Source organism: Streptomyces sp. SID3343 (assembly GCF_009865215.1).
Classification (GTDB): domain Bacteria; phylum Actinomycetota; class Actinomycetes; order Streptomycetales; family Streptomycetaceae; genus Embleya.
This window is the reverse complement of sequence record NZ_WWJX01001188.1, coordinates 1-18111: the sequence shown is the minus strand read 5'-3', so window position 1 is coordinate 18111 and position 18111 is coordinate 1. Positions and strand designations below refer to the sequence as shown.

The following is an 18111-nucleotide window of genomic DNA, read 5'->3' as shown; positions in this document are numbered from 1 at the left end:
GGGCACGCCCTTGGTGGGCACCGCGAACGGGCCGTCGCCGCTGTCGGCGCACCCCGCGGACGCGGCGGCGATCAGGAGCAGGCCGACCACCGGGCCGACCGCGCGTCTCGTCACTGCCCCCATGCCGACGCCCCCATGACCGTTGCCCCGATTCCCGTGACTGCCACCGCCGTTCGCGCCGCGGCGGCCCGCGTACCGCCGCGAAAACCTCGCGCGGGCGCACCGACGGTCAGCGTAATAGGCAGCACTCGGCAGAACTCGGCAGAACTCGGCAGTACTCGTCGGCATTCGCCGGTACCCGTATCGGCACTCGTCGGTTCCCGGCAGCACTCGACCCGAGATCACCGCAGTTGCGCGTCGGTCCGGGTGACCATGACGGCGATCGCGTCGATCGCCTGCTTCTTCGCCGACTCGAACGTCTTGTCGCTGCGGTCGACGACCGCGGCGGTCAGTACGACCTGCCCCTGACGGGCCGTCACCCACACGTACTGGAACGGCGCCCCGCCGTGGTTCGCGTTCCAGCTCGCGCGCGCGATGTGGATCTCGTCGATGCCGGGGACGGCGAGGTCGAAGACCTCGATGCCGCTCAACTTCTCGTCGTTGGTCAGCGTCTGGGTCGGGCAACGCCGCGCGTCGGCGACCCCCTTGGTGACTTCGGCCCTGGCCTGGGCCACCGACGCGTAGGCGGTCGCCGAGGACGTCGCGAGGGTCTTGCTCAGGTTGTCGATGCTCGGCTTGCCGCCGGTGGGTACGTACACGTAGCGACCCATCGTGGCCAGGCCGCCGGGGACCGTCCCCTGAGGGGCCTGCTTGCAGTCGGCACCGGTGATGGCGTAGTCGAGCCCGGTCAATTCGTAGTTCTGCTCCTGGGGGACGTACTCGGGGCCCCAGTCCTTGTCGGTCAGGGCGACGAAGGCGACCAGGATCTTCGCCTGCGCCGCAGTGAGGCCGGACCCGGGGCGCGCGGTGGCGGTGGGCGGGCGCGTGGTGGGCGGGGCCGAGGTCCTGACGGGCCGATCCGGCGACGGCGGGGGCACGGGCGCGTCGGTCACCGGGCCGTCGGGCCGCGGGCCGGTCGGGCCCGGCGCGGACGTCGTCCGCAGGCCGAACGGGTCTATCGAGGAATCGTCGTCGCAACCCACCATGAGCCCCGCGCTCAGGACCACCGCCGCGCCGATCGTCACCACTCGCAGCATGGAATGCCCCCGCCTCCCGAAACGTTGCGTCAATGACCATTCAAGCCTGTGGCGGACCCTCCCGTACGGGAATATCCGCCTCTACGACGACGGAGGCACGCGTGCTTTTCAACCGCAGGGACTTCGAGCCGCGCTTGCCGACGCGCGAAGAGGCCCTGAAGGGCCGCGATGCGCGCCCGTTCGAGGTACCGGAGCTGCACCGGGTGCTGGGCAATCGCCTGGAGCCACCGTTCCCGGCCGGTCTCGCGGTCGCCGACTTCGCCCTCGGCTGTTTCTGGGGCGCGGAGCGCAAGTTCTGGCAGACCGAGGGCGTGTGGACCACCGCCGCCGGCTACCAGGGCGGCTACACCGAAAACCCGACCTACGAGGAGGCATGCGGCGGCGGCACCGGCCACGCCGAGGCCGTCCGCGTGGTCTACGACCCGACGATCGTGTCCTACACCGAGCTGCTCAAGCTCTTCTGGGAGTCCCACAACCCCACCCAGGGCAACCGCCAAGGCAACGACGAGGGCACCCAGTACCGCTCGGCGATCTACACCCACTCCGACGCGGACCAGGCAGCCGCCCTCGCCTCGCGCGACGCCTACCAGGAGGTCCTGACCAAGGCGGGCCTGGGCACGATCACCACGGAAATCCGCAAGGCCGACGAGTTCTACTACGCCGAGGCCTACCACCAGCAATACCTGGACCGAGTCCCCAACGGCTACTGCGGCCTCGGCGGCACGGGCGTCTCGTGCCCGATCGGCGTCGCGCCGGCGGCCGGCTGACGCCGTGGCTCCGGTGGTGCCGTCGCGTTTCGGGGAGGGGATCCCGGGGGCGACGGCACCGACGTGTTCGTACGTTCGTGGTGCGGCCGTCGCGGCGCCTGTCGCGGACAGTGCATCGCTACCACCAGCCGATGGAGGCCCAAAGCTCGGGCCTTGCCCGTACCAGGACGTAGGGGGCCGGCAGGACGACCGAGGCGAGCGGCCAGTAGAGGCGCGCGCGGGCGGTGAGCGTGAGCAGGTACAGGTAGTTGGTCGCCAGGAACGCGAGGCCCATGAAGAGCGCCGCGCCCACGGCGAGCATGACGTATAGGCCCGGGTTCTCGGCGTACTTCGAATCGGTGGCCGAACTCCAGCCGAGGCGGGGGAACAAGCCGCATTCCAGGACAAGGGATATGTACGCAAAGGGGAGAATGCCTGCGTAGCCCAGCGCAAGGTTGAGGGCCCCCGCCAACGTCCAGCGCAGGCTGTTTCCGCAGCGAGATCGGGGCCTGCGGTGCCCTTCGGGGGTATGGATGGCGCGCACGCCCGTATTTCACCAGCTCCGCAATGGTGCGTTGGGCTTTTCGAAGATCCGGTACGGGCTGACCGTGTCGTTTGGGTGGCCCGCGAGGGCACCACGGCCGGTCGGTCCGTCGGCGGTCGGTGAGCCGCGGTTCCGGGGGTCAGCCCAGGTGTTTGTGGAAGAGCGTGGTGGGTTGGAGACGGCCGGCGGGGTCGGCGGCGTAGTCCGGGATGGTGCCGGATTCGGTCCAGCCGGCGTTTTTGTAGAGGCGTTCGGCCGCGCTGCCCGACCGGGTGTCCAGGGTGAGCAGGGTGCGGCCGGATGCGGCGGCGAACTGCTCTGCGGTGGACAGGAGTTCGCGGGCCAGGCCGTTGCCGCGGGCGCGGCGGTGGACCAGCAGCTTGGTGAGCTCGGCGCGGTGGCGTCCGTTGGGCGTGAAGGCGGGCTGTAGCTGGATCGTGCCGGTGATGCCGGTCGCGTCCTGGGTCGCCCAGATGACGGTGCGGTTGCTACGGATCGCGGCGGTCTGGGTCGCCCACCATTCGGCGGCCTCGTCGACGGCCAGCGGGGCGAGGAAACCGACCGAGGCGCCGTCGTCGACCGCGTCCACGAGGAGTTCGGCCAGGCTCGGCGTGTGGGTGACGAGATCTATCGCGGCGAGTCGGACGGGTGTGGTCATGATCTCGATTTTGGCCCATCGAAGGCGGCTGCCGGAAATGCGTCGGGCGGCGCCGGTGCCTTTCGGTCGCCGCTGCGGGGATCGGCCGGGCGTTGCGTGGTGAGCCGCGGTTTTCGGGGACCGCCGGTCGCCGGTGACGTGTGCCGGGGTCGCGGCCGCGGCGGCTCGCGGGTCAGCGGGCCTTGTCGTAGGTGTCGCGGTTGGCCAGGACCTCGTCGGCGTGGTTCTCGGCCCAGTCCTGGACCGCGCGGTAGGTGGTGATGAGGCTTTCGCCGAGCCGGGTGAGTGTGTATTCGGTGCGCGGCGGGACCTCGGCGAAGACCGCGCGGCTGATCAGGCCGTCGCGTTCGAGGTCGCGGAGGTTGGTGGTGAGGACCTTCGGGGTGATGCCGCGAACGCGGTTGCGCAGTTCGGTGAAGCGCAGGGTGCCGGTGGCCAGGTTGAGGATGATCAGGACGCTCCAGCGGCTGCCCAGGCGGTCCAGCACGTCGCGGCTGCGGCAGTCGGGGGTGTCGGTCAGCAGCCTTGCGGCGAGACCGGCCGGCCCATGGGTATCCATAAGGAAACAATAGCACTTCAAGGTGCCTGGTATCCAAGGGTAACAATTGGCCTGACCTGTGCTGTTGGATGGATTCAGGCAGCCGGTCCCGGCGCTGTCTCCCTCTGGATCCAAGGATTTCGACATGGCCAAGATCGCTCTGTTCGGCGCCAACGGCGGCATCGGTGTGCACATCCTGCGCGAGGCGCTGCGCCGCGGCCACGACGTCACGGCGGTGGTGCGCGACCCGGCGAAGCTCGCCGCCGAGGAGCACGACCGGCTGGCCGTCCTCACCGGCGACGTCCTCGACCCGCGCTCCGTCGCGACCGCGGCCGCCGGTCACGACGCTCTTGTGAGCGCGGTCGGCGGCGGCTACACCGACGGCGCGGCGCATGCCGCCCTCGTGGTCGGCGCGGCCGCGTCCCTGGCCGAGGGCCTGCGTTCGCTCGGCCCGGCCGCGCCCGGGTTGTACGTGGTCGGCGGCGCGGGCTCGCTCCGTACCGCCGACGGCCGGCAGGTGTGGGACGCCGACGGGCTCCCCGAACTCGCCCTCCAGGTCATGCGCGGTCAAGGCGACGCGCTGGAGTACTTCCGCTCGGTCGCCGACGTCGACTGGACCTACCTCTCCCCCGCCGCCGACATCGGCCCGGGCGAGCGTACGGGCGCCTACCGGACCGGCCTGGACGACCTCGTCACCGCCGCCGACGGCACGAGCCGGATCTCGGTCGCCGACTACGCCGTGGCGATGCTCGACGAGATCGAGCAGCCCCGGCACCTTGGCAAGCGGTTCACGGTGGCCTACTGAGGCTCGGCGGACGGCCCGGCAGACGGCCCGGCGGAAGACTCGGCAGACGGCTCGGCGAAAGGCTCACCGTGACGGGGCCGCCTCGGCCCGGCGGGCGATCGAGCCCAGCAGTTCGAGCCGGATGAAGCCGGCGCCGCCGACCCTGATGAGCAGCCAGTAGGCCGCGAAGACGCGGCGGCTGCGGGCGTCGGTGGCATGGACCCTGGTCTCGGCCGCCAACAGCGTGCCGTCGCCGTCCGGCGTCACCTGGAAGCTCATCGCGGCCTTGGCCCACCCCGGCTCGGCGAACTCGGTGAACGCGACCGGGTCGCCGGACCGGATCGGCGCCTCGCGGGGGCGAAGGTGCCAGTACTGCGCGACCTTGCCGTGCACGGCCTCGCGGCCCTCGGTCCTGGTCAGCCTCGCCATCGGCGCGATGTCCGCGAGCGAGCCCTTCATCCGGGTACGCCCCGCCGACCGCACCTTCATCAGCAGCCGGGTCACCGGCAGTTCGTCGGCCGTCACCGCGTACAGCGCGTCCCACACGACGGCCGGCGGCGCGGAGATTCGGCGGGTGTAGCGGGAGCGGAAGTCGTAGGCGGGCAGGAGTCGGTCGAGGTCCCAGTCTGTGGTCGTCATGGTTCGCCTTCGTTCTGGACGGCAGCGTACAGATCTATACTGTACGGGTCCGTTCAGAACGAGGAAAGCCGGTACCCCGTGCCCCGCACCGCCCGCCTGACCCGCGACGATTGGGCCGCCGCCGCGCTGGACGCACTGGCCGAGGGTGGCCCCGCGACGGTCGCGGTCGAGCCGGTGGCGGCTCGCCTGGGCGCGTCCAAGTCGAGCTTCTATTGGCTCTTCGAGAACCGCGAGGCGCTCTTGGTCGCCGCGCTGGAGCGCTGGGAGCGGGTGCAGACCGACGAGGTACTGCCGACGTTGGCCGCCGTGGCCGACCCGGCCGAGCGGCTGCGCCTGCTGATCCGGCACGCCTTCACGTCGACCCGGGGCGGCGCGCTCGCGCTGGTATTGCTCACCGAGTCCGACGACCCGACGGTGCGGGCCGTCGCGGAGCGCGTCACCCACCGGCGGCTCATCACGATCGAGGCGGCGCTGACCGAACTGGGCCACACCCCCGAGCGCGCCCGGCACTTGGCCGCCGCGAGCTACGCGGTCTACTTGGGCACGGCCGCCCTGCGGATGGTCGACGCGGCGCCGAGGGATGCGGGCCCGTACGTCGACACGGTGATGGCGTTGCTGTCGAACTCGACGCCGCACTGAGGACGCACGCCCGTTGTTCGCGTACGGAGGCCATCCCGCCCCCCTTGACGGCTAACACCATTAGCCATACCGTCTTCCCCAGCGGCTAACGCCGTTAGCTTCGTCGCCTCGGGAGGGCACCATGACCGCGATCGTCACCTCGGCCACCGTTACCGCCAATGCGCGGATCGGCAGCCGCTTCCGCCGTACCGCCACCGCCGGGTACGTCCACGCTGCGGCCTGGATCGTCGGCCTCACGGTGGGGGCGGGCGCGCTGCCGGAGGCGGGCGACTCGCACGCGGAGATCGCGGCGGCGTACGACGGACACGCGGCGCAGGCGATCGGCCAGTCGGTACTCGTACACGGGATCGCCGCCGCTGCGATCGCCGCCGTCGCGGTGGCACTCACCGGCCGCGGGATGCGGCTCGCGGGCTGGACGGCGTGGTTGGCCGCAGCGCTGGCCGCCGGTCAACTCGCCCTGGAGCAGGTGGCGATCGCCGCGTCGGACCCCGACCGGGTGGGCACCCTGTACAACCTGTCGCTGCGGGTGGACGGCGTGAAGATGTTGGCCTTCGCCGTCGTCGCGGTGGCCACGACGGCGGTCCTGGCGAAGCCGTGGCAGCGCTGGACGGCCTACGCCACCGCCGCCACGATCACCGTGTCGGGCCTGGGCTACCTGTTCGCGAACACCGCGCTCGGCGGCGCGGCGATCCTGTCGCTGCCGTTGCTGTTGGTGTCGGTCGCGCTGCTGGGGCGCCGGGCGTGAGCCCCCTCGCCCGCTTCTCGCGTATTTGGCCGTGGAGCCGGTCGGTCGTGGCCTCGGGACGCGGTCAGCGCGCTTCGTGCGTCACCGCGTCACCGCGTCACCGCGTCACCGACCCAACGGACCGACGGTTGCGCACCGGTGGATTTCCGTCAGGCTTCAGCACCGTGGCAGCCGGGCCGGGACGGCGAGCCACTCCCATACGGGCCTGCCCGTCGCGACCGAGACTCCTCGGCGCCCGCATCAGGCCGAATCGGCGCCCCCGGCCAGCCTTCCGGCGCCGACCAACAACGGGATGACGTGATTGCGGATCGCGGGCGCGAGCGTGGTCGAGTGGTCGTCGTCGGCCGCGAACCAGCGCAGGTGGGCGAGTTCGGCCGCCGGGCGCGGTTCTTGGTCGATGGTCGCGGCGAACACGGTCAGCCGCATCGGTACGCCTTCGAGCGCGGCGGTGTCGGCGACGACTCCGAGCAGCGCCAGATCGGCCGGGACCACGCCCAACTCCTCGTGCAACTCCCGAACGAGGGTTTCCTCGGCCGTCTCCCCCGCCTCGGGCTTCCCACCCGGCAGATAGAACACCTCGGGCGCCGCCCGCTTGCTGACCAGCAACAGTCGCCCACCCTCGACGATCGCCGCCGCCACAACCGCCATGGTCGCAGCCTCGCGGCCACCGTCGAGAGGGCCCGAACCGCCACCCACACCATCGAAACTCATGCCCACGACTGTGCCGGCCGGCGACATCGACCCGGCGGCCCGGGGTGCGGCCCTTGCCGTAGGCCAACCGCATGCTGTGGGCATCGGGGTCGGCGATGAGAGGATCACTGCAGGTCCGGTTCGGGTCGTTGGTGAGTTCGCGCGGCGGAGGTGTGCAGTGGGGCTGGGAACTGTGGTCGTCACCGGGGCGGCAGGGAACATCGGTTCAGTCGTGCGCCGGGCGTTGCGCAGCGAAGTGAGCCGCCTGGTTTTGCTCGACCGTGTGCCGCTCCAGGTCGAGACCGCGAACGAAGAGGTCCATTGCGTCGATCTTCGCGACGCGGCTGCCGTCGAGGCCGCGCTCGCGGGTGCGGAGGCCGTGCTCCATCTGGGCGGCTTGCCGAACGAGGCACCGCTTGACCTTCTACTGGACACCAATGTGCTGGGCACCCACCATGTCCTGGAAGCTGCCCGACGGACGGCGATTCCGCGGGTTGTCCTGGCCAGCAGCAACCGCGTGAGCGGCTTCTATCCCACGGCCCATCGCACTGGTCCACAGGAGCCGGTGCGCCCCGACGGCCTGTACGGGGTGAGTAAGGCGGCTATCGAGGCACTGGGGCGCCTGTACGCGGACAAGTTCGATGTTTCCGTGATCTGCCTGCGTATCGGCAGCTTCGAGGAGATGCCCACCGAGTCGCGCCACCTGGCGACTTGGCTCAGCCCGCGTGATGCCGTCGGCTTTTGCCGCGCCGCCCTTACCGCTCCACTGTCCACGCGTTTTGCCACTGCGTACGCGGTCTCTGCCAACGCCCGCCGTTTCTGGGAGCTCCCCGCAGAGTCCGAACTGGCCTACACGCCCATCGATGACGCCGAAACCTATGCGTCGCACATCACTGACGCCGACGTCCCCGCGGATCCCGAAGCCCCGCAGGCCGGCCCGTATGCGCTGCCCGAATTCACGTTGAAACACATCCGGCCCTGACTCACCGGTCGGTCACTGCTCAGGCGTTCCGACGCTCTTCAGGGAAGAGGCAACGCCGCCAATGGGCGTGAAGTCATCCGACCAGGGCCGGGTTGCGCAGCCGGGCGCTGCCGAGCATCGCGGTCTGACCACCGTCGCCCTTCATAGCCGACCGAATCGACTCACTGTACGAACTCGCTCGTACGCCCAAGGGGAACCCTCAACGCCTCACCGCCGAGAGCTGAAGTCCGCCTACATGGCGACGACTCGGCCGTCCGCACCGAGGCGCAATCCCTGACGCCGATGGTGAAGCCCCGTACTGAGCCACGCCCATCAGGACCGTGGGACTGTAGCGCAAGGACTGCGAGACTGCTCAGCTCCCACGAGGATCACGGGCTGTCGCTGGCGCGCTTCGAGTCCCGAATGCCCAGTCCTTGGGGCGTGGTTGCGATGGACACGCAACCTGCGCCGTTCTGGCCGCTGAAGGAAGACTTGCGCCACTCGGCCGCTGGAACGTCGCGAACCTCCCGCTCCGGGCTGCTCGATGGCTGAGATTCGCTGGGAGTTCGCGGATTCCGAGTTGCACGCGGTGATACTCGGCGACTGGGCCACCGACATCGGGACCCTTGTCCGCGTCCGGAACATGCTGCGGATACCGCTCCCCGAAGCGAAAGCGGAAGCGAAAGCGAGAACGGGAACGGATGTCGAGGCGATGACGGCGGCGCGAGCCATGGATTGCCCCGATTCCCCCCGCACCCAGTCCGTAGCGCCCCAAGCGGGCAGATCACCGGGTTGTCCCTCGCGGCTGTGGCCCTCGGGCGGGTTCGATCTCGGGACGCATCCGGTCCCGTCCATCGCGGCCCGGCGGCAAGGCTGGTGACGGTCCACAGGCCGACCGATCAGGAAGGACAGAAGCTTCGGCAGGTCATGCGCCGAGGCGGTGACGGCAAGTACCGGCACAGTGCGCCACCCGCGGGGCGGTGATGGTGTCGGCCACGGCGGCGGGGCCACCGTCCGGGTGATCGCGCAGTTGTTGCCGCCGACGAGGGCGCGGTGTATCGGCCGCCCGGCCCCGGACGGCCGGCCGGCCGATGGACGTGAACGCCAATGCCCGCCACCCCGACGCCCTGGCCGCCACCCGCAGAGACCACGCCCGCCCGGATCCGCAGCGCGCAAGGCATCCGCCGGGGGCGGCCGGCCGCGCGACGTCACGGCCCGGGCCGCCCCGGCGTCACGTTCACCAGGACACAGGGACATCCTGCGCGATGCCGACCAGGTTCCCGTCCGCCGCTTTGAGTACCGCCAACCGGCGACCGGGAACGTCGACGATTCCGGACGAGGCCGCCCCGTCGCCCGGGTGCAGCACGCCTTCGCCGTCCTGCACCAAAGCCGTCGCGCCGGACGCGACCAGCGCGCCGTGGGCCTTCTCGACGTCGTCGACCTTGAAGAACACCAGCGGGTGATCGACCCACGGCAGCCGCGACAGCCCGATCTCGACCCCGCCGTCGGTGAACGTCGCGTAATCGGCGTTCCGGTATGCCGGTTCCCGGCCCAGCGTGGCGCTCCAAGCCGCGATACCCGCCTCCAGATCCCTCGCCGGGTAGACCACCAGGTGCACTCCGTTCAACCCGCTCATCTCGCAGCGCCTCTCCTTGGTGGATCACTGGAAGCCAGACGCTACCGCCCAACACCGATAAGCACATGAACACCGATACCTGCGGCACGACCCGACCCGATGAACCCGTTCGGCCGGAGCGGTAGCGTCGGGCGGTCGAGGTAGGCGACATCCCAACGGGGGGAAACAGCAAGTGCGTGTGCGACGGATGGCGACGGCGGTGACCGCGGTGCTCGTGGTCGGGAGTCTGGCGGTGGGCTGCGGCAGCGGTGGGGGCAAGAAGCGGCGGTCGGGCGGGGGTTCGCACTCGTCGTCGAGCGGTGGTTCACACTCGGGTGGTTCGTACTCCGGTGGTTCGTCCTCGTCCGGCTCGACGACCGGGGGGTCGTCCTCCACGCGCACCCCCACCCCGTCCCCGAGCACGTCCGCGCCGGGCGGCGAGTTCTATCTCGCCGACGTGACCCGGGCCATCGAGCAGACGTACGACGACGTCGCCGCCTGCGGAGTCGGCAAGTGGACGAAGGACGATCGCAAGACCCTCGCCCCCGCCGCACACCGCAACGGCATCACCTCCGTGCGCAGCTACGACTGCTATCCGAGCGAGGCCGACACCAAGCCCACGTTGCCCCGCGTCGGCACGTACCTGATCTTCGCCGACGAGGCGAAGGCGACGGCATACGTCCACAGTCTCAAGGCCGTCGACGGCGTGGTCGGCGTCATCGTCGACGACGAGTCGGTGGTCACGATCGGCAACCCGGCGGGCCTGAAGAACCCGCGCGCGATCCTCGACTTCCTGAACACCGCCTGCAACCGCTGCGGAACGGTCACGACGATGTGAGCCGACGTCGGGCCCTGAACCACCACACATCCCGTTTCCCGTCCGGTCGAGGGCACGGGCCCACGCCCTGTAGCGAGAATCGGCGAGCCCCAGGCCCACCTGCGGGACCTGGCGCTCGTCCTCGCTCGACCCGCGAGCGAGGACGCCGAGCGACAGCGCCCAACGACGACAGCCGGCGGCAGCGGCCAACGCCGGCGGCCCACGCCGGTGCCGAGCGAGTGGCATGCGTCATGCGTCATGCGTCGAAGTGCTCGCCGCCCATGGGCTCGCCCACGCAGAGTCGGCCGCGCTGCCCGAAGGCGAGTGCGCGCAGGCCAGCCATATCCCCGCCGCCATACGCCGATCGGCGCGGCCACCCGAAGGGGTGCCCGCGCCGATCGACCCGGAGTGGAAAGCGGAGCGGAAACCGCGTGGCTCAGACCAGGGCCGGCTCGCGGTCCTCGGCCGAGTCGGCCGCCGACTCCGGCGCCGCGTGCTGGTTTTCCCTGGCCCGCCTCGGGAGAAGGAAGCCCAGCGCGAAGGCCACCGCCGTCAGGCCCAGGGACAGCAGCGTCGTGCGCTTGACCGCGTCGATCGAGGAGAGCTTGTGGGTGTCCAGGCCCGCCTTCGTGACCGCGTTCGCAGCCGCCGGTGACGACGGAGCCGGCATCGAGGTGCAGCTTGCCGGCAGCTTGTCCGGGTCCACCGCGTTCTCGCGGTCGTCGACGCACGTCCGCAGACCCGCCACGAGCGCGTCCTGAGTGCCCGGCGCCACGCCCGCCACCGACAGCTCCGCCCGCAGCCGCGGCGCCGCCGAGTCGTCGAAGTTGTGCGTGGCCTGAGCGCCGATCACGCCGAAGAACACCGTGCCCAGGATCGCGATGCCGAGCGAGGCGCCCAACTGCTGGCACGATTCGAGCGCACCCGACGCCGAGCCGACCTCGTGGTCCTCGACGTCGCCCATGATGATGTCGAAGACCGGGACGAAGATCATGCCCATGCCGAGCCCGAACACCGCGAGCGGCGCGATCAGATCCCCGGCGCCCAGACCGGCGCCGCCGTGGTCGAACACCAGGTAGAGCCCCGCCAGGCCGACGGCCATCACGGCCAGGCCGATGTGCAGGATCCGGCGGCCGAGCTTGCCCATCACCGCACCGCTGAAGCCCGAGCCCACGAACGCGCCCATCGCCCACGCGCCCATCGTCACGCTGGCCTTGGTCGGGCTGTAGCCCAGGCCCATCTGGAGGAACAGGCCGATCGCCATCGAGATGCCGACGATCGCGCCGAAGAAGACCATCACGAACCCGACGCCCGACGCGTACGACCGGTGCTTGAACACGCCCAGCTCGACCAGCGGCACCTTGCCCGCCGCCGTACGTCGTACCTGGTACACCGCGAACGCCGCGAGCACCGGCAGCGAAGCCGCGCACTCGACCAACGTCCAGAGCGGCCAGCCGAGTTCGCGTCCCTGGACGAGCGGGTGGACCAGCATGAACGTACCGACACCCGCGAGCAGCATGCCCACCACGTCGAGTCGGGTGTGGGCCGCGCTCGGCGCCACCTTCGGCAGTACCTTCCAGCCCATGAACAGCGCGAACGCGCCCAGCGGGATGTTGATCAGGAAGATCATCCGCCACCCCGTGCCGAACAGGTCGCCGTCCACGAGCAAGCCCGCGACGATCGGACCGAGCACCGTGGACAGGCCGATCGCCGGCCCGAAGACCATGAACGCCTTGCCGATCTCCGCCGGCGGGAACAGGTCGCGGAGCAACCCGAACGTCTGCGGCACCATCAGCGCGCCGAACAACCCCTGGAGCACCCGCGCCAGGATCAGCGTCTCGGGCGACCACGCCACCGCGCAGCCCACCGACAGGGCCACGAACCCGACGATCCCCACCATCAGCATGGCCTTGCGGCCGTACATGTCGCCCAGCCGCGCGCCGGTGAGCAGACCGACCGCCAGCGCGAGGGTGTAACCCGCCGCGATCCACTGGAGGTTGGAGTAACTCCCGCCCAGATCCTCGCGGATCGCGGGCGCCGCGACGCCGACGACGCTGGAGTCGAGCAGGTTCATCAACGTGGCGGCCAGGACCACCATGAGTCCGAGCCAACGTTGTCGCACGCCGACGGACGCAAACGACGGGGGCGCAGACGAAGAAGACGCGGACGAAGAAGACGGGGACGAAGACGGGGACGGGTTCGCGAGGGTGTTGCCGCTGCTGTTTTCCACGTCTCCAAAACTAAGAGTAGAACAGGCAAGCTTCGTTCCTGATTCGCCCACGGCAGCCGGCAGACTTCGGTCCATGTTGGAAACCTCCGCACGACTGTTGCGCATGCTCTCGCTCATGCAGACGCGGCCCGACTGGACCGGCCCCGAACTCGCCGAGCGCCTGGGCGTGAGCGGCCGGACGATCCGCTACGACATCGAACGCCTGCGCGGCCTCGGCTATCCGGTCCACGCGCGCCGCGGCGTCGTGGGCGGCTACCGGCTCGGTGCGGGCAAGGCGTTGCCCCCGCTGCTGCTCGACGACGAGGAGGCGGTGAGCGTCGTGGTCGGCCTGCGGATCGCGGCCGGCAGCGTCGTGGACGGTATGGACGAGGCGATGCTGCGCGCGCTCACCAAGCTCGACCAGGTGCTGCCCTCTCGTCTGCATCGCCGGGTCAAGGCGCTGCAGAAGTACACCGTCCCGGTCCGCGGCACCGGGCCGAAGGTGGACATGGACGTCATGACGGTACTTGCCGGCGCGTGCCGTGACCACGAGCAACTGCGCTTTCGTTACAGCGCGCACGACGGCTCGCAGACCTCGCGAACCGTCGAGCCGTACCGCCTCGTGCATCGCATGGGCCGCTGGTATCTGGTCGCGTGGGACGTCAAGCGCGAGGACTGGCGTACGTTTCGGATGGACCGGATCAGCCCGCGCCCGCCGCACGGACCACGCTTCACGCCGCGCGAACTGCCCGGTGACGGCGATGTCGCGGCGTTCGTGGCCCAGGGCGTCACGTCGGTGCGCGGCCAGTATCGGGCCCGGGTGATCGTGCGCGCGCCGGCCAAGGTGATCGCCGAGCGGGTACCGGCGACCTTCGGGGACGTCGAACCGCTCGACGACGACACGTGCGTGTTCGAGACCGCGGGCAACAGCATCGAGTCCCTCGCGGTCTACATCGGCCTGCTCGACGCCGACTTCGAGGTCACCGAGCCGCCCGAACTGGTCGCCTATCTGCGGGTGTTGGCCAAGCGCTACGGCTCGGCCACGCCCCCGGAGCAATAGGCACACGAGGGCCACCCGCCCCGGGACACGCGAAGACACGCGAAGACACCCGAGGACACGCGAAAGCGCCCCCGACCCCTTCGGCACGAGGGGATCGGGGGCGCTGTTCCGGGGTGCGTCAGACGGTGACCGGCTCGCGGTCCCCCGTCTTCTGGAGCGGGACGCGCGGCTCGTCGGCCGGCTCGTCGGGGGCTTCCAGGTCACGCGGGTTGTTGTACATGTCCAGGTCGAGCGTCTTCTCGCGGGCCGCGACCAGGATCGGCACCACGACCTGACCGGCCACGTTCGCTACTGGACACTAAGCATGTAGGTCACAGGAGAACGTAAATCGAGCCGGGGGTGATCATGCCGAAGCCCAAGCGTGTGGGTATCTACGTTCGCATCAGCAGGGACCGCAAAGGTCAGGAACTGGGTATTCAGCGACAGGAGAAGGCGTGTCGCGAACTGTGTGAGCGACGCGGATGGACAGTCGTGAAGGTGTACCCCGAGAACGACGTCTCGGCGTCGATCACCAGCAAGAAGCGTCGACCGCAGTACGCAGAGATGATGCGAGATGTGCGAGAAGGAACGATCGACGGGATCGTCGTCTACTCGATCGACCGTCTGACGCGGCGCATCGCCGAACTGACCAACTTCCTGGAAGCACAGAAGGAGCACAGTTTTGAGTTCGCCACGACCGAAGGGGAGGACACCTCAAGTGCTTCCGGGCGGATGATCCTCACCATCAAGGGCGCAGTAGCCCAGCAGGAAACCGAGCGCATGTCGGAGCGTGTCAACGCTTCCTTGCTACAGCGTCGGGAGAAGGGCCAGCCTCACGCGGGAGGCCCCAGGGTGTTCGGGTTCGAGCCGGGTTCTGCGTTTCAACGGCTGGTACCTGAGGAAGTCGAGTGGATCCAGCAGGGCTACCGCTTACTGCTCAACGGGAAAACCCCCGGCGACGTTGCCCGGCTATGGAACGCCGCCGGAGCACGAACCACGGGCACGGGGACCGAATGGACCATCCAGAAGGTCAAGCGTGTCTATCGCTCGGAGCGCGTAGGCGGCATCGTCACCTACAAGGGCTCGGACATCGGGGACAGCGAGCATCCACACCCGCTGACTCGCGAGCAGTGGGAGAACGTCCAGTCAGTCTTGGACGCTCGCATGACGCCGGTCGCCCAGGGCTCAGGTAAACGCACACACGTCTATACCGGCTTTCTCCACTGTGGTTACTGCAAATCCGTGATGCGCGTTCAGTGGACAACCGTTGAAAGCCGAACATTCCGACGGGTTTTCTGCCACTCCGGTGCCATCAGCAACTCGGCGGGCAAGCTCGGGTGCGGCAAGATCAATCGGCAGTACGGATGGGTCTCGGATCGACTCGACGAAGTCGTCGAGGCAGCACTTCTGAAGCGACGCCCCAAGCATGTGCAGGCAGCGAAAACCGAAGACCTCTCCGGCGAGATCGCGATCATGGAACAACGCATCCGCGCCCTACGCCAGCGTTGGAAGGACGACGGCATGGAGGATGAGGACTACTTCGACGCGTTGGGGCACCTGCGGGCGGAGTTGCAGACCTTCCGTCAGCGCGAAGCCACCTCGGTAGTCGCCAAGTCACGAAACATCGTGGACGCGTTGACTGTCTGGCGCGACGAGAGCCCGGACAACATCGAACGCCGCCGGGCCATCGTCGCAACGGTGATCGAGAAGGTGGAGCTGTACTCAGTGGGACGAGGACGCCGAAAGCCACCGGATATCGACTCGATCAAGATCACGCCGGTCGGGGATAAGAAGGCTTCCGGGTGATTGCCGGCACTGTGTCGATCACGTAGCTCTCGACAACCCCCGCCAAGCGATCGTCATAGTCGTGAGGCGGGGTCCATCGCTCAATGAGATCGGCTACCCACGCGGGCAGGGCCGGATCCACCGGGTCACTCATGAGCCCAGACCGTCCTACAGTCGTCTCGGACTACTTCTCGCGATTGACGAAGGTCGTGTGCGATTCCGGCTGCGATCTCTCCTTGTCCGGACGTGTGACCGTGCCCCACAAAGCGCCACGCGGGTAACGTTGTTCGGTCGCTGTTGTCGGAGAGATGAGCGTCGCCACCCCGCTGGTAGTCGGCGCGAGCGGCCCGTAGCGCGCCGTAGGTGGTTGAGTAGACGCGGGATTTGGACAGGCAGTGTCCTCGGAACCCCAGCATGTGAGCCCAGGGCCGCAGCCGTAGGTGTGTCAGTTCGATGAGTCCACCGAGGTCCCAGCAGGTGCGCAGGAGGGCTGCTACGTGGTCGGTGACCGGTAGTAGGTCGATGGTCGATCGATGGGTGATGCGGGTGTCGGTCGCGCCGGTGGTTTCGGTGGACTTGGTGACGTATTTGGCGAGGTAGCCGGCCACCGCTTCGTCCGCCAGTTCCCGCCCATCATTGAAGCCGCGCAGCGGGCGGACATCGAGTTGCGCGCCCCAGCGCAGGACGTAGGAGCCGAGTGCTTCCGATTCCGGCGCGTATACCCGTACAGCCGCTGCCGCTTCGGGTACGAGCGCGGCGAGGAGTTCATCCGTGGCCCAGGCCGGCGGGGCGGAGTGCGGGCCATGTGGTCCGTCGAGGCGGACGACCGCGTGCAGGTGGATCGCGCCGCGCGCCTGGTACTCCGCGACTTTGGCAAAGGTCACGAGTACGACATCGCGAAGGTGTGCACGTTGGACGCCCGCCGCAGTGGCCAGACGCCGGCGCAGTGTGCGGGTGAACCCGTCCCACAACGGGCCGACGTGCGCGTTCCACAGGGTGTGGTGCCCGTACGCGTAGCAGGCCCGGCACAGCGGCTGCCCGACGACGCGGTCATCGTGCGTGTGCGCGGTGGGGCAGCCGCGGTGCCTACCGTGTTCGCAGAGGTCACGTTCGCGTCGGGGCCGGCAGGGTTCGCCGTCGGTCGCGCGGTGGACGGCGCCGAACGAGGGTGCGGTGAGGGTGACGAACAGACATGGATGGTCGCGCACCACGACTGGCACGCCCTTGCCGCCGGTCAGGCCCGCGCGGACGAGTTGGAATGTGTCGCCCTGGTGTTCGTAGGAGCAGGGTGCGCAGCGTGAGGCGCGTCGGTTGCGGCAGCGCACGGCGAGTCGTTCGCCCGGTTCGTCTGCGGTGGAGTACGCGGAAACCACCGCCCCGGAGGCGTCACGGGTGACGGTGGAGCCGCTCAGGTAGATCGGGTGTTCACACCCACCCGTCGCGCGGATCTGTTCGACCCAGCGCGCGAAGCCCGGCAGGTTCGCTACGCGGATGAGGTCTTGTTCGGTCGGAGAGAGCGCGTGGAGCCGTGCCAAACGGGTCTGTTCGGCACGGCTCCACGCGCCGTGGTCGTTGGTGGTGCGTGCGGTGGAGCCCGGCAATGGTGGTTCCTCCTGACAGGGCGGATGGGGTGGGTGGGGAGCGCCGCGCGGCGCGGGAGTGTGATCACGACGAGGGACCTTTCCGGGATGACTGACAGCGCGTCAGATGTGGGAGTCGTGCAAGTGGGTCAGCGGGTGGTGCCCTTGCCCCGACAGCAGCGGCACTTGCGCCGCCGCCCGGTACGGGTGCGGTTGTTTCGGTCGCCGTGACAGACGGGGCACAGGACGGGACGCATGCTCACGTGTGGTGCTCTCCTCTTGACGGGTCAGTGGAACAGTGCGCCGAGGAGGGAGCCCACGAGCGCGGTGATGGACGGTGCGAGGCTGGATTGTGCGAGGTAGAAGCCGAAGAGGCCGACCACGCAGACCTGCCACACGCGCAGTTCGCCGGCGCGGACGAGCATGAAGACGATCAGGCCGAAGATGACGACCATCGGGAACTGGAGTGCCTGCGCATCGCTCACGTCGGTCATGAGCGCGTCCCGGGGTCCCAGCCGCCCACGGCCGCAGCGAGCGCGGGCATGTCCGGTGTGATCGCCGCGTGTTCCCGCGTGACGCGTTGCGCCTCTTTCGGAGAGACGTGAACGGACCGGGCCCGCATCCATGAGCCGTCCACGCCGGAGAGGATCGCGACGCCGGGTTCGTCCGTGGTGATCGCCTGCGCGGCGTCGACCGCATCCGGGTTGAGGTCCCCCAGGGCCATTTCGGCCGTTCCGGGGTCCGAGACGCGATGGCACACCCGCCCGGCCAACTGCGCGCGAAGAGCGGTAGCGCCGGGCCCGAGGTCCGAGCCGACGCGTTGACCCGCGACGACGAGGTGAACGCCCAGCGCCGCGCCGAGCTGCGCCAGCCGCACGAGCGCGGTAGCCACCTGTGCCGCTTCGTCCTTTTCCGCGCGGGAGGCC

At 69.4% G+C, this 18111-nt stretch carries 19 protein-coding genes and 1 pseudogene; 8 read left to right on the top strand and 12 right to left on the bottom strand.

The window, feature by feature from the left end; all coding sequences use genetic code 11:
* Positions 1-341 precede the first annotated feature (341 nt).
* Entirely contained in the window at positions 342-1196 is an 855-nt protein-coding gene (locus GT354_RS37450; protein ID WP_161360841.1) for a hypothetical protein, read from the bottom strand.
* A 101-nt stretch (positions 1197-1297) separates the two neighbouring features.
* On the opposite strand from GT354_RS37450, the gene msrA reads away from it, so the two are divergent.
* Positions 1298-1963 (top strand): peptide-methionine (S)-S-oxide reductase MsrA, encoded by a 666-nt coding sequence (msrA, locus tag GT354_RS37445; protein WP_346012350.1) that lies wholly within the window; start codon positions 1298-1300, stop codon positions 1961-1963.
* 118 nt (positions 1964-2081) lie between these two features.
* Here msrA and GT354_RS37440 read toward each other — a convergent pair whose 3' ends face one another.
* The 3 genes from GT354_RS37440 to GT354_RS37430 all read right to left on the bottom strand — a co-directional run bounded on the left by GT354_RS37440 (position 2082) and on the right by GT354_RS37430 (position 3703).
* On the bottom strand, positions 2082-2486 hold the full coding sequence (locus GT354_RS37440) for a hypothetical protein (RefSeq protein WP_161360839.1): 405 nt from the start codon (positions 2484-2486) through the stop codon (positions 2082-2084).
* A 139-nt stretch (positions 2487-2625) separates the two neighbouring features.
* On the bottom strand, positions 2626-3144 hold the full coding sequence (locus GT354_RS37435; protein WP_161360838.1) for a GNAT family N-acetyltransferase: 519 nt from the start codon (positions 3142-3144) through the stop codon (positions 2626-2628).
* A gap of 172 nt (positions 3145-3316) precedes the next feature.
* A complete protein-coding gene (locus tag GT354_RS37430) occupies positions 3317-3703 on the bottom strand; it encodes a helix-turn-helix domain-containing protein (RefSeq protein WP_161360837.1) in 387 nt (128 codons plus the stop codon).
* A gap of 124 nt (positions 3704-3827) precedes the next feature.
* Between GT354_RS37430 and GT354_RS37425 the strand changes: the two genes are divergently transcribed.
* The gene (locus GT354_RS37425; RefSeq protein ID WP_161360836.1) at positions 3828-4487 is read left to right on the top strand and encodes an NAD(P)H-binding protein; all 660 of its coding nucleotides are present in this window, start codon (positions 3828-3830) and stop codon (positions 4485-4487) included.
* 63 nt (positions 4488-4550) lie between these two features.
* On the opposite strand, the gene GT354_RS37420 is transcribed toward GT354_RS37425, so the two are convergent.
* Positions 4551-5105: a hypothetical protein gene (locus tag GT354_RS37420; protein ID WP_161360835.1), complete on the bottom strand. Its 555-nt coding sequence runs from the start codon at positions 5103-5105 to the stop codon at positions 4551-4553.
* A gap of 78 nt (positions 5106-5183) precedes the next feature.
* On the opposite strand from GT354_RS37420, the gene GT354_RS37415 reads away from it, so the two are divergent.
* Together GT354_RS37415 and GT354_RS37410 are read left to right on the top strand one after the other, a co-directional pair.
* The gene (locus tag GT354_RS37415; protein ID WP_161360834.1) at positions 5184-5744 is read left to right on the top strand and encodes a TetR/AcrR family transcriptional regulator; all 561 of its coding nucleotides are present in this window, start codon (positions 5184-5186) and stop codon (positions 5742-5744) included.
* A gap of 121 nt (positions 5745-5865) precedes the next feature.
* A complete protein-coding gene (locus tag GT354_RS37410) occupies positions 5866-6489 on the top strand; it encodes a hypothetical protein (protein ID WP_161360833.1) in 624 nt (207 codons plus the stop codon).
* Between the two features lie 240 nt (positions 6490-6729).
* Here the strand turns inward: GT354_RS37410 and GT354_RS37405 are convergent, their stop codons facing one another.
* A complete protein-coding gene (locus GT354_RS37405) occupies positions 6730-7137 on the bottom strand; it encodes an NUDIX domain-containing protein (RefSeq protein ID WP_237535845.1) in 408 nt (135 codons plus the stop codon).
* A 61-nt stretch (positions 7138-7198) separates the two neighbouring features.
* On the opposite strand from GT354_RS37405, the gene GT354_RS37400 reads away from it, so the two are divergent.
* A complete protein-coding gene (locus tag GT354_RS37400) occupies positions 7199-8161 on the top strand; it encodes an NAD(P)-dependent oxidoreductase (RefSeq protein WP_161360831.1) in 963 nt (320 codons plus the stop codon).
* 1216 nt (positions 8162-9377) lie between these two features.
* Here GT354_RS37400 and GT354_RS37390 read toward each other — a convergent pair.
* Positions 9378-9776 carry a VOC family protein gene (locus GT354_RS37390; protein WP_161360830.1) on the bottom strand — a complete coding sequence of 133 codons (399 nt, stop codon included), beginning with the start codon at positions 9774-9776 and terminating at the stop codon, positions 9378-9380.
* Between the two features lie 172 nt (positions 9777-9948).
* Between GT354_RS37390 and GT354_RS52960 the strand changes: the two genes are divergently transcribed.
* Positions 9949-10593 carry a hypothetical protein gene (locus GT354_RS52960; RefSeq protein ID WP_202512720.1) on the top strand — a complete coding sequence of 215 codons (645 nt, stop codon included), beginning with the start codon at positions 9949-9951 and terminating at the stop codon, positions 10591-10593.
* 415 nt (positions 10594-11008) lie between these two features.
* Here GT354_RS52960 and GT354_RS37385 read toward each other — a convergent pair whose 3' ends face one another.
* Positions 11009-12694 (bottom strand): MFS transporter, encoded by a 1686-nt coding sequence (locus GT354_RS37385; protein ID WP_346012349.1) that lies wholly within the window; start codon positions 12692-12694, stop codon positions 11009-11011.
* Positions 12695-12875: 181 nt separating this feature from the next.
* Between GT354_RS37385 and GT354_RS37380 the strand changes: the two genes are divergently transcribed.
* Entirely contained in the window at positions 12876-13841 is a 966-nt protein-coding gene (locus GT354_RS37380; protein WP_161360828.1) for a YafY family protein, read from the top strand.
* A 118-nt stretch (positions 13842-13959) separates the two neighbouring features.
* On the opposite strand, the gene GT354_RS37375 is transcribed toward GT354_RS37380, so the two are convergent.
* Entirely contained in the window at positions 13960-14124 is a 165-nt protein-coding gene (locus tag GT354_RS37375) for a hypothetical protein (protein ID WP_237535844.1), read from the bottom strand.
* A gap of 62 nt (positions 14125-14186) precedes the next feature.
* On the opposite strand from GT354_RS37375, the gene GT354_RS37370 reads away from it, so the two are divergent.
* Positions 14187-15626: a recombinase family protein gene (locus tag GT354_RS37370; protein WP_161360843.1), complete on the top strand. Its 1440-nt coding sequence runs from the start codon at positions 14187-14189 to the stop codon at positions 15624-15626.
* A 125-nt stretch (positions 15627-15751) separates the two neighbouring features.
* Here the strand turns inward: GT354_RS37370 and GT354_RS37365 are convergent, their stop codons facing one another.
* The 3 genes and pseudogenes from GT354_RS37365 to GT354_RS37360 form a co-directional block, all read right to left on the bottom strand.
* Positions 15752-17206: a replication initiator gene (locus GT354_RS37365; RefSeq protein ID WP_346012348.1), complete on the bottom strand. Its 1455-nt coding sequence runs from the start codon at positions 17204-17206 to the stop codon at positions 15752-15754.
* A gap of 266 nt (positions 17207-17472) precedes the next feature.
* The gene (locus tag GT354_RS52955) at positions 17473-17679 is read right to left on the bottom strand and encodes a hypothetical protein (protein WP_202512722.1); all 207 of its coding nucleotides are present in this window, start codon (positions 17677-17679) and stop codon (positions 17473-17475) included.
* Positions 17676-18111, bottom strand: a pseudogene (locus GT354_RS37360) (cell division protein FtsK); the annotation flags it as partial. The pseudogene GT354_RS37360 and the gene GT354_RS52955, both read right to left, overlap by 4 nt.

Coding starts and splice junctions, on each gene's coding strand:
- GT354_RS37420 (WP_161360835.1), bottom strand. CDS start 5,105: ATGACGACCACAGACTGGGACCTCGACCGACTCCTGCCCGCCTACGAC.
- GT354_RS37405 (WP_237535845.1), bottom strand. CDS start 7,137: ATGGCGGTTGTGGCGGCGGCGATCGTCGAGGGTGGGCGACTGTTGCTG.
- GT354_RS37370 (WP_161360843.1), top strand. CDS start 14,187: ATGCCGAAGCCCAAGCGTGTGGGTATCTACGTTCGCATCAGCAGGGAC.
- GT354_RS37430 (WP_161360837.1), bottom strand. CDS start 3,703: ATGGATACCCATGGGCCGGCCGGTCTCGCCGCAAGGCTGCTGACCGAC.
- GT354_RS37400 (WP_161360831.1), top strand. CDS start 7,199: ATGCCCACGACTGTGCCGGCCGGCGACATCGACCCGGCGGCCCGGGGT.
- GT354_RS52955 (WP_202512722.1), bottom strand. CDS start 17,679: ATGACCGACGTGAGCGATGCGCAGGCACTCCAGTTCCCGATGGTCGTC.
- GT354_RS37390 (WP_161360830.1), bottom strand. CDS start 9,776: ATGAGCGGGTTGAACGGAGTGCACCTGGTGGTCTACCCGGCGAGGGAT.
- GT354_RS37450 (WP_161360841.1), bottom strand. CDS start 1,196: ATGCTGCGAGTGGTGACGATCGGCGCGGCGGTGGTCCTGAGCGCGGGG.
- GT354_RS37380 (WP_161360828.1), top strand. CDS start 12,876: ATGTTGGAAACCTCCGCACGACTGTTGCGCATGCTCTCGCTCATGCAG.
- GT354_RS37435 (WP_161360838.1), bottom strand. CDS start 3,144: ATGACCACACCCGTCCGACTCGCCGCGATAGATCTCGTCACCCACACG.
- GT354_RS37410 (WP_161360833.1), top strand. CDS start 5,866: ATGACCGCGATCGTCACCTCGGCCACCGTTACCGCCAATGCGCGGATC.
- GT354_RS37425 (WP_161360836.1), top strand. CDS start 3,828: ATGGCCAAGATCGCTCTGTTCGGCGCCAACGGCGGCATCGGTGTGCAC.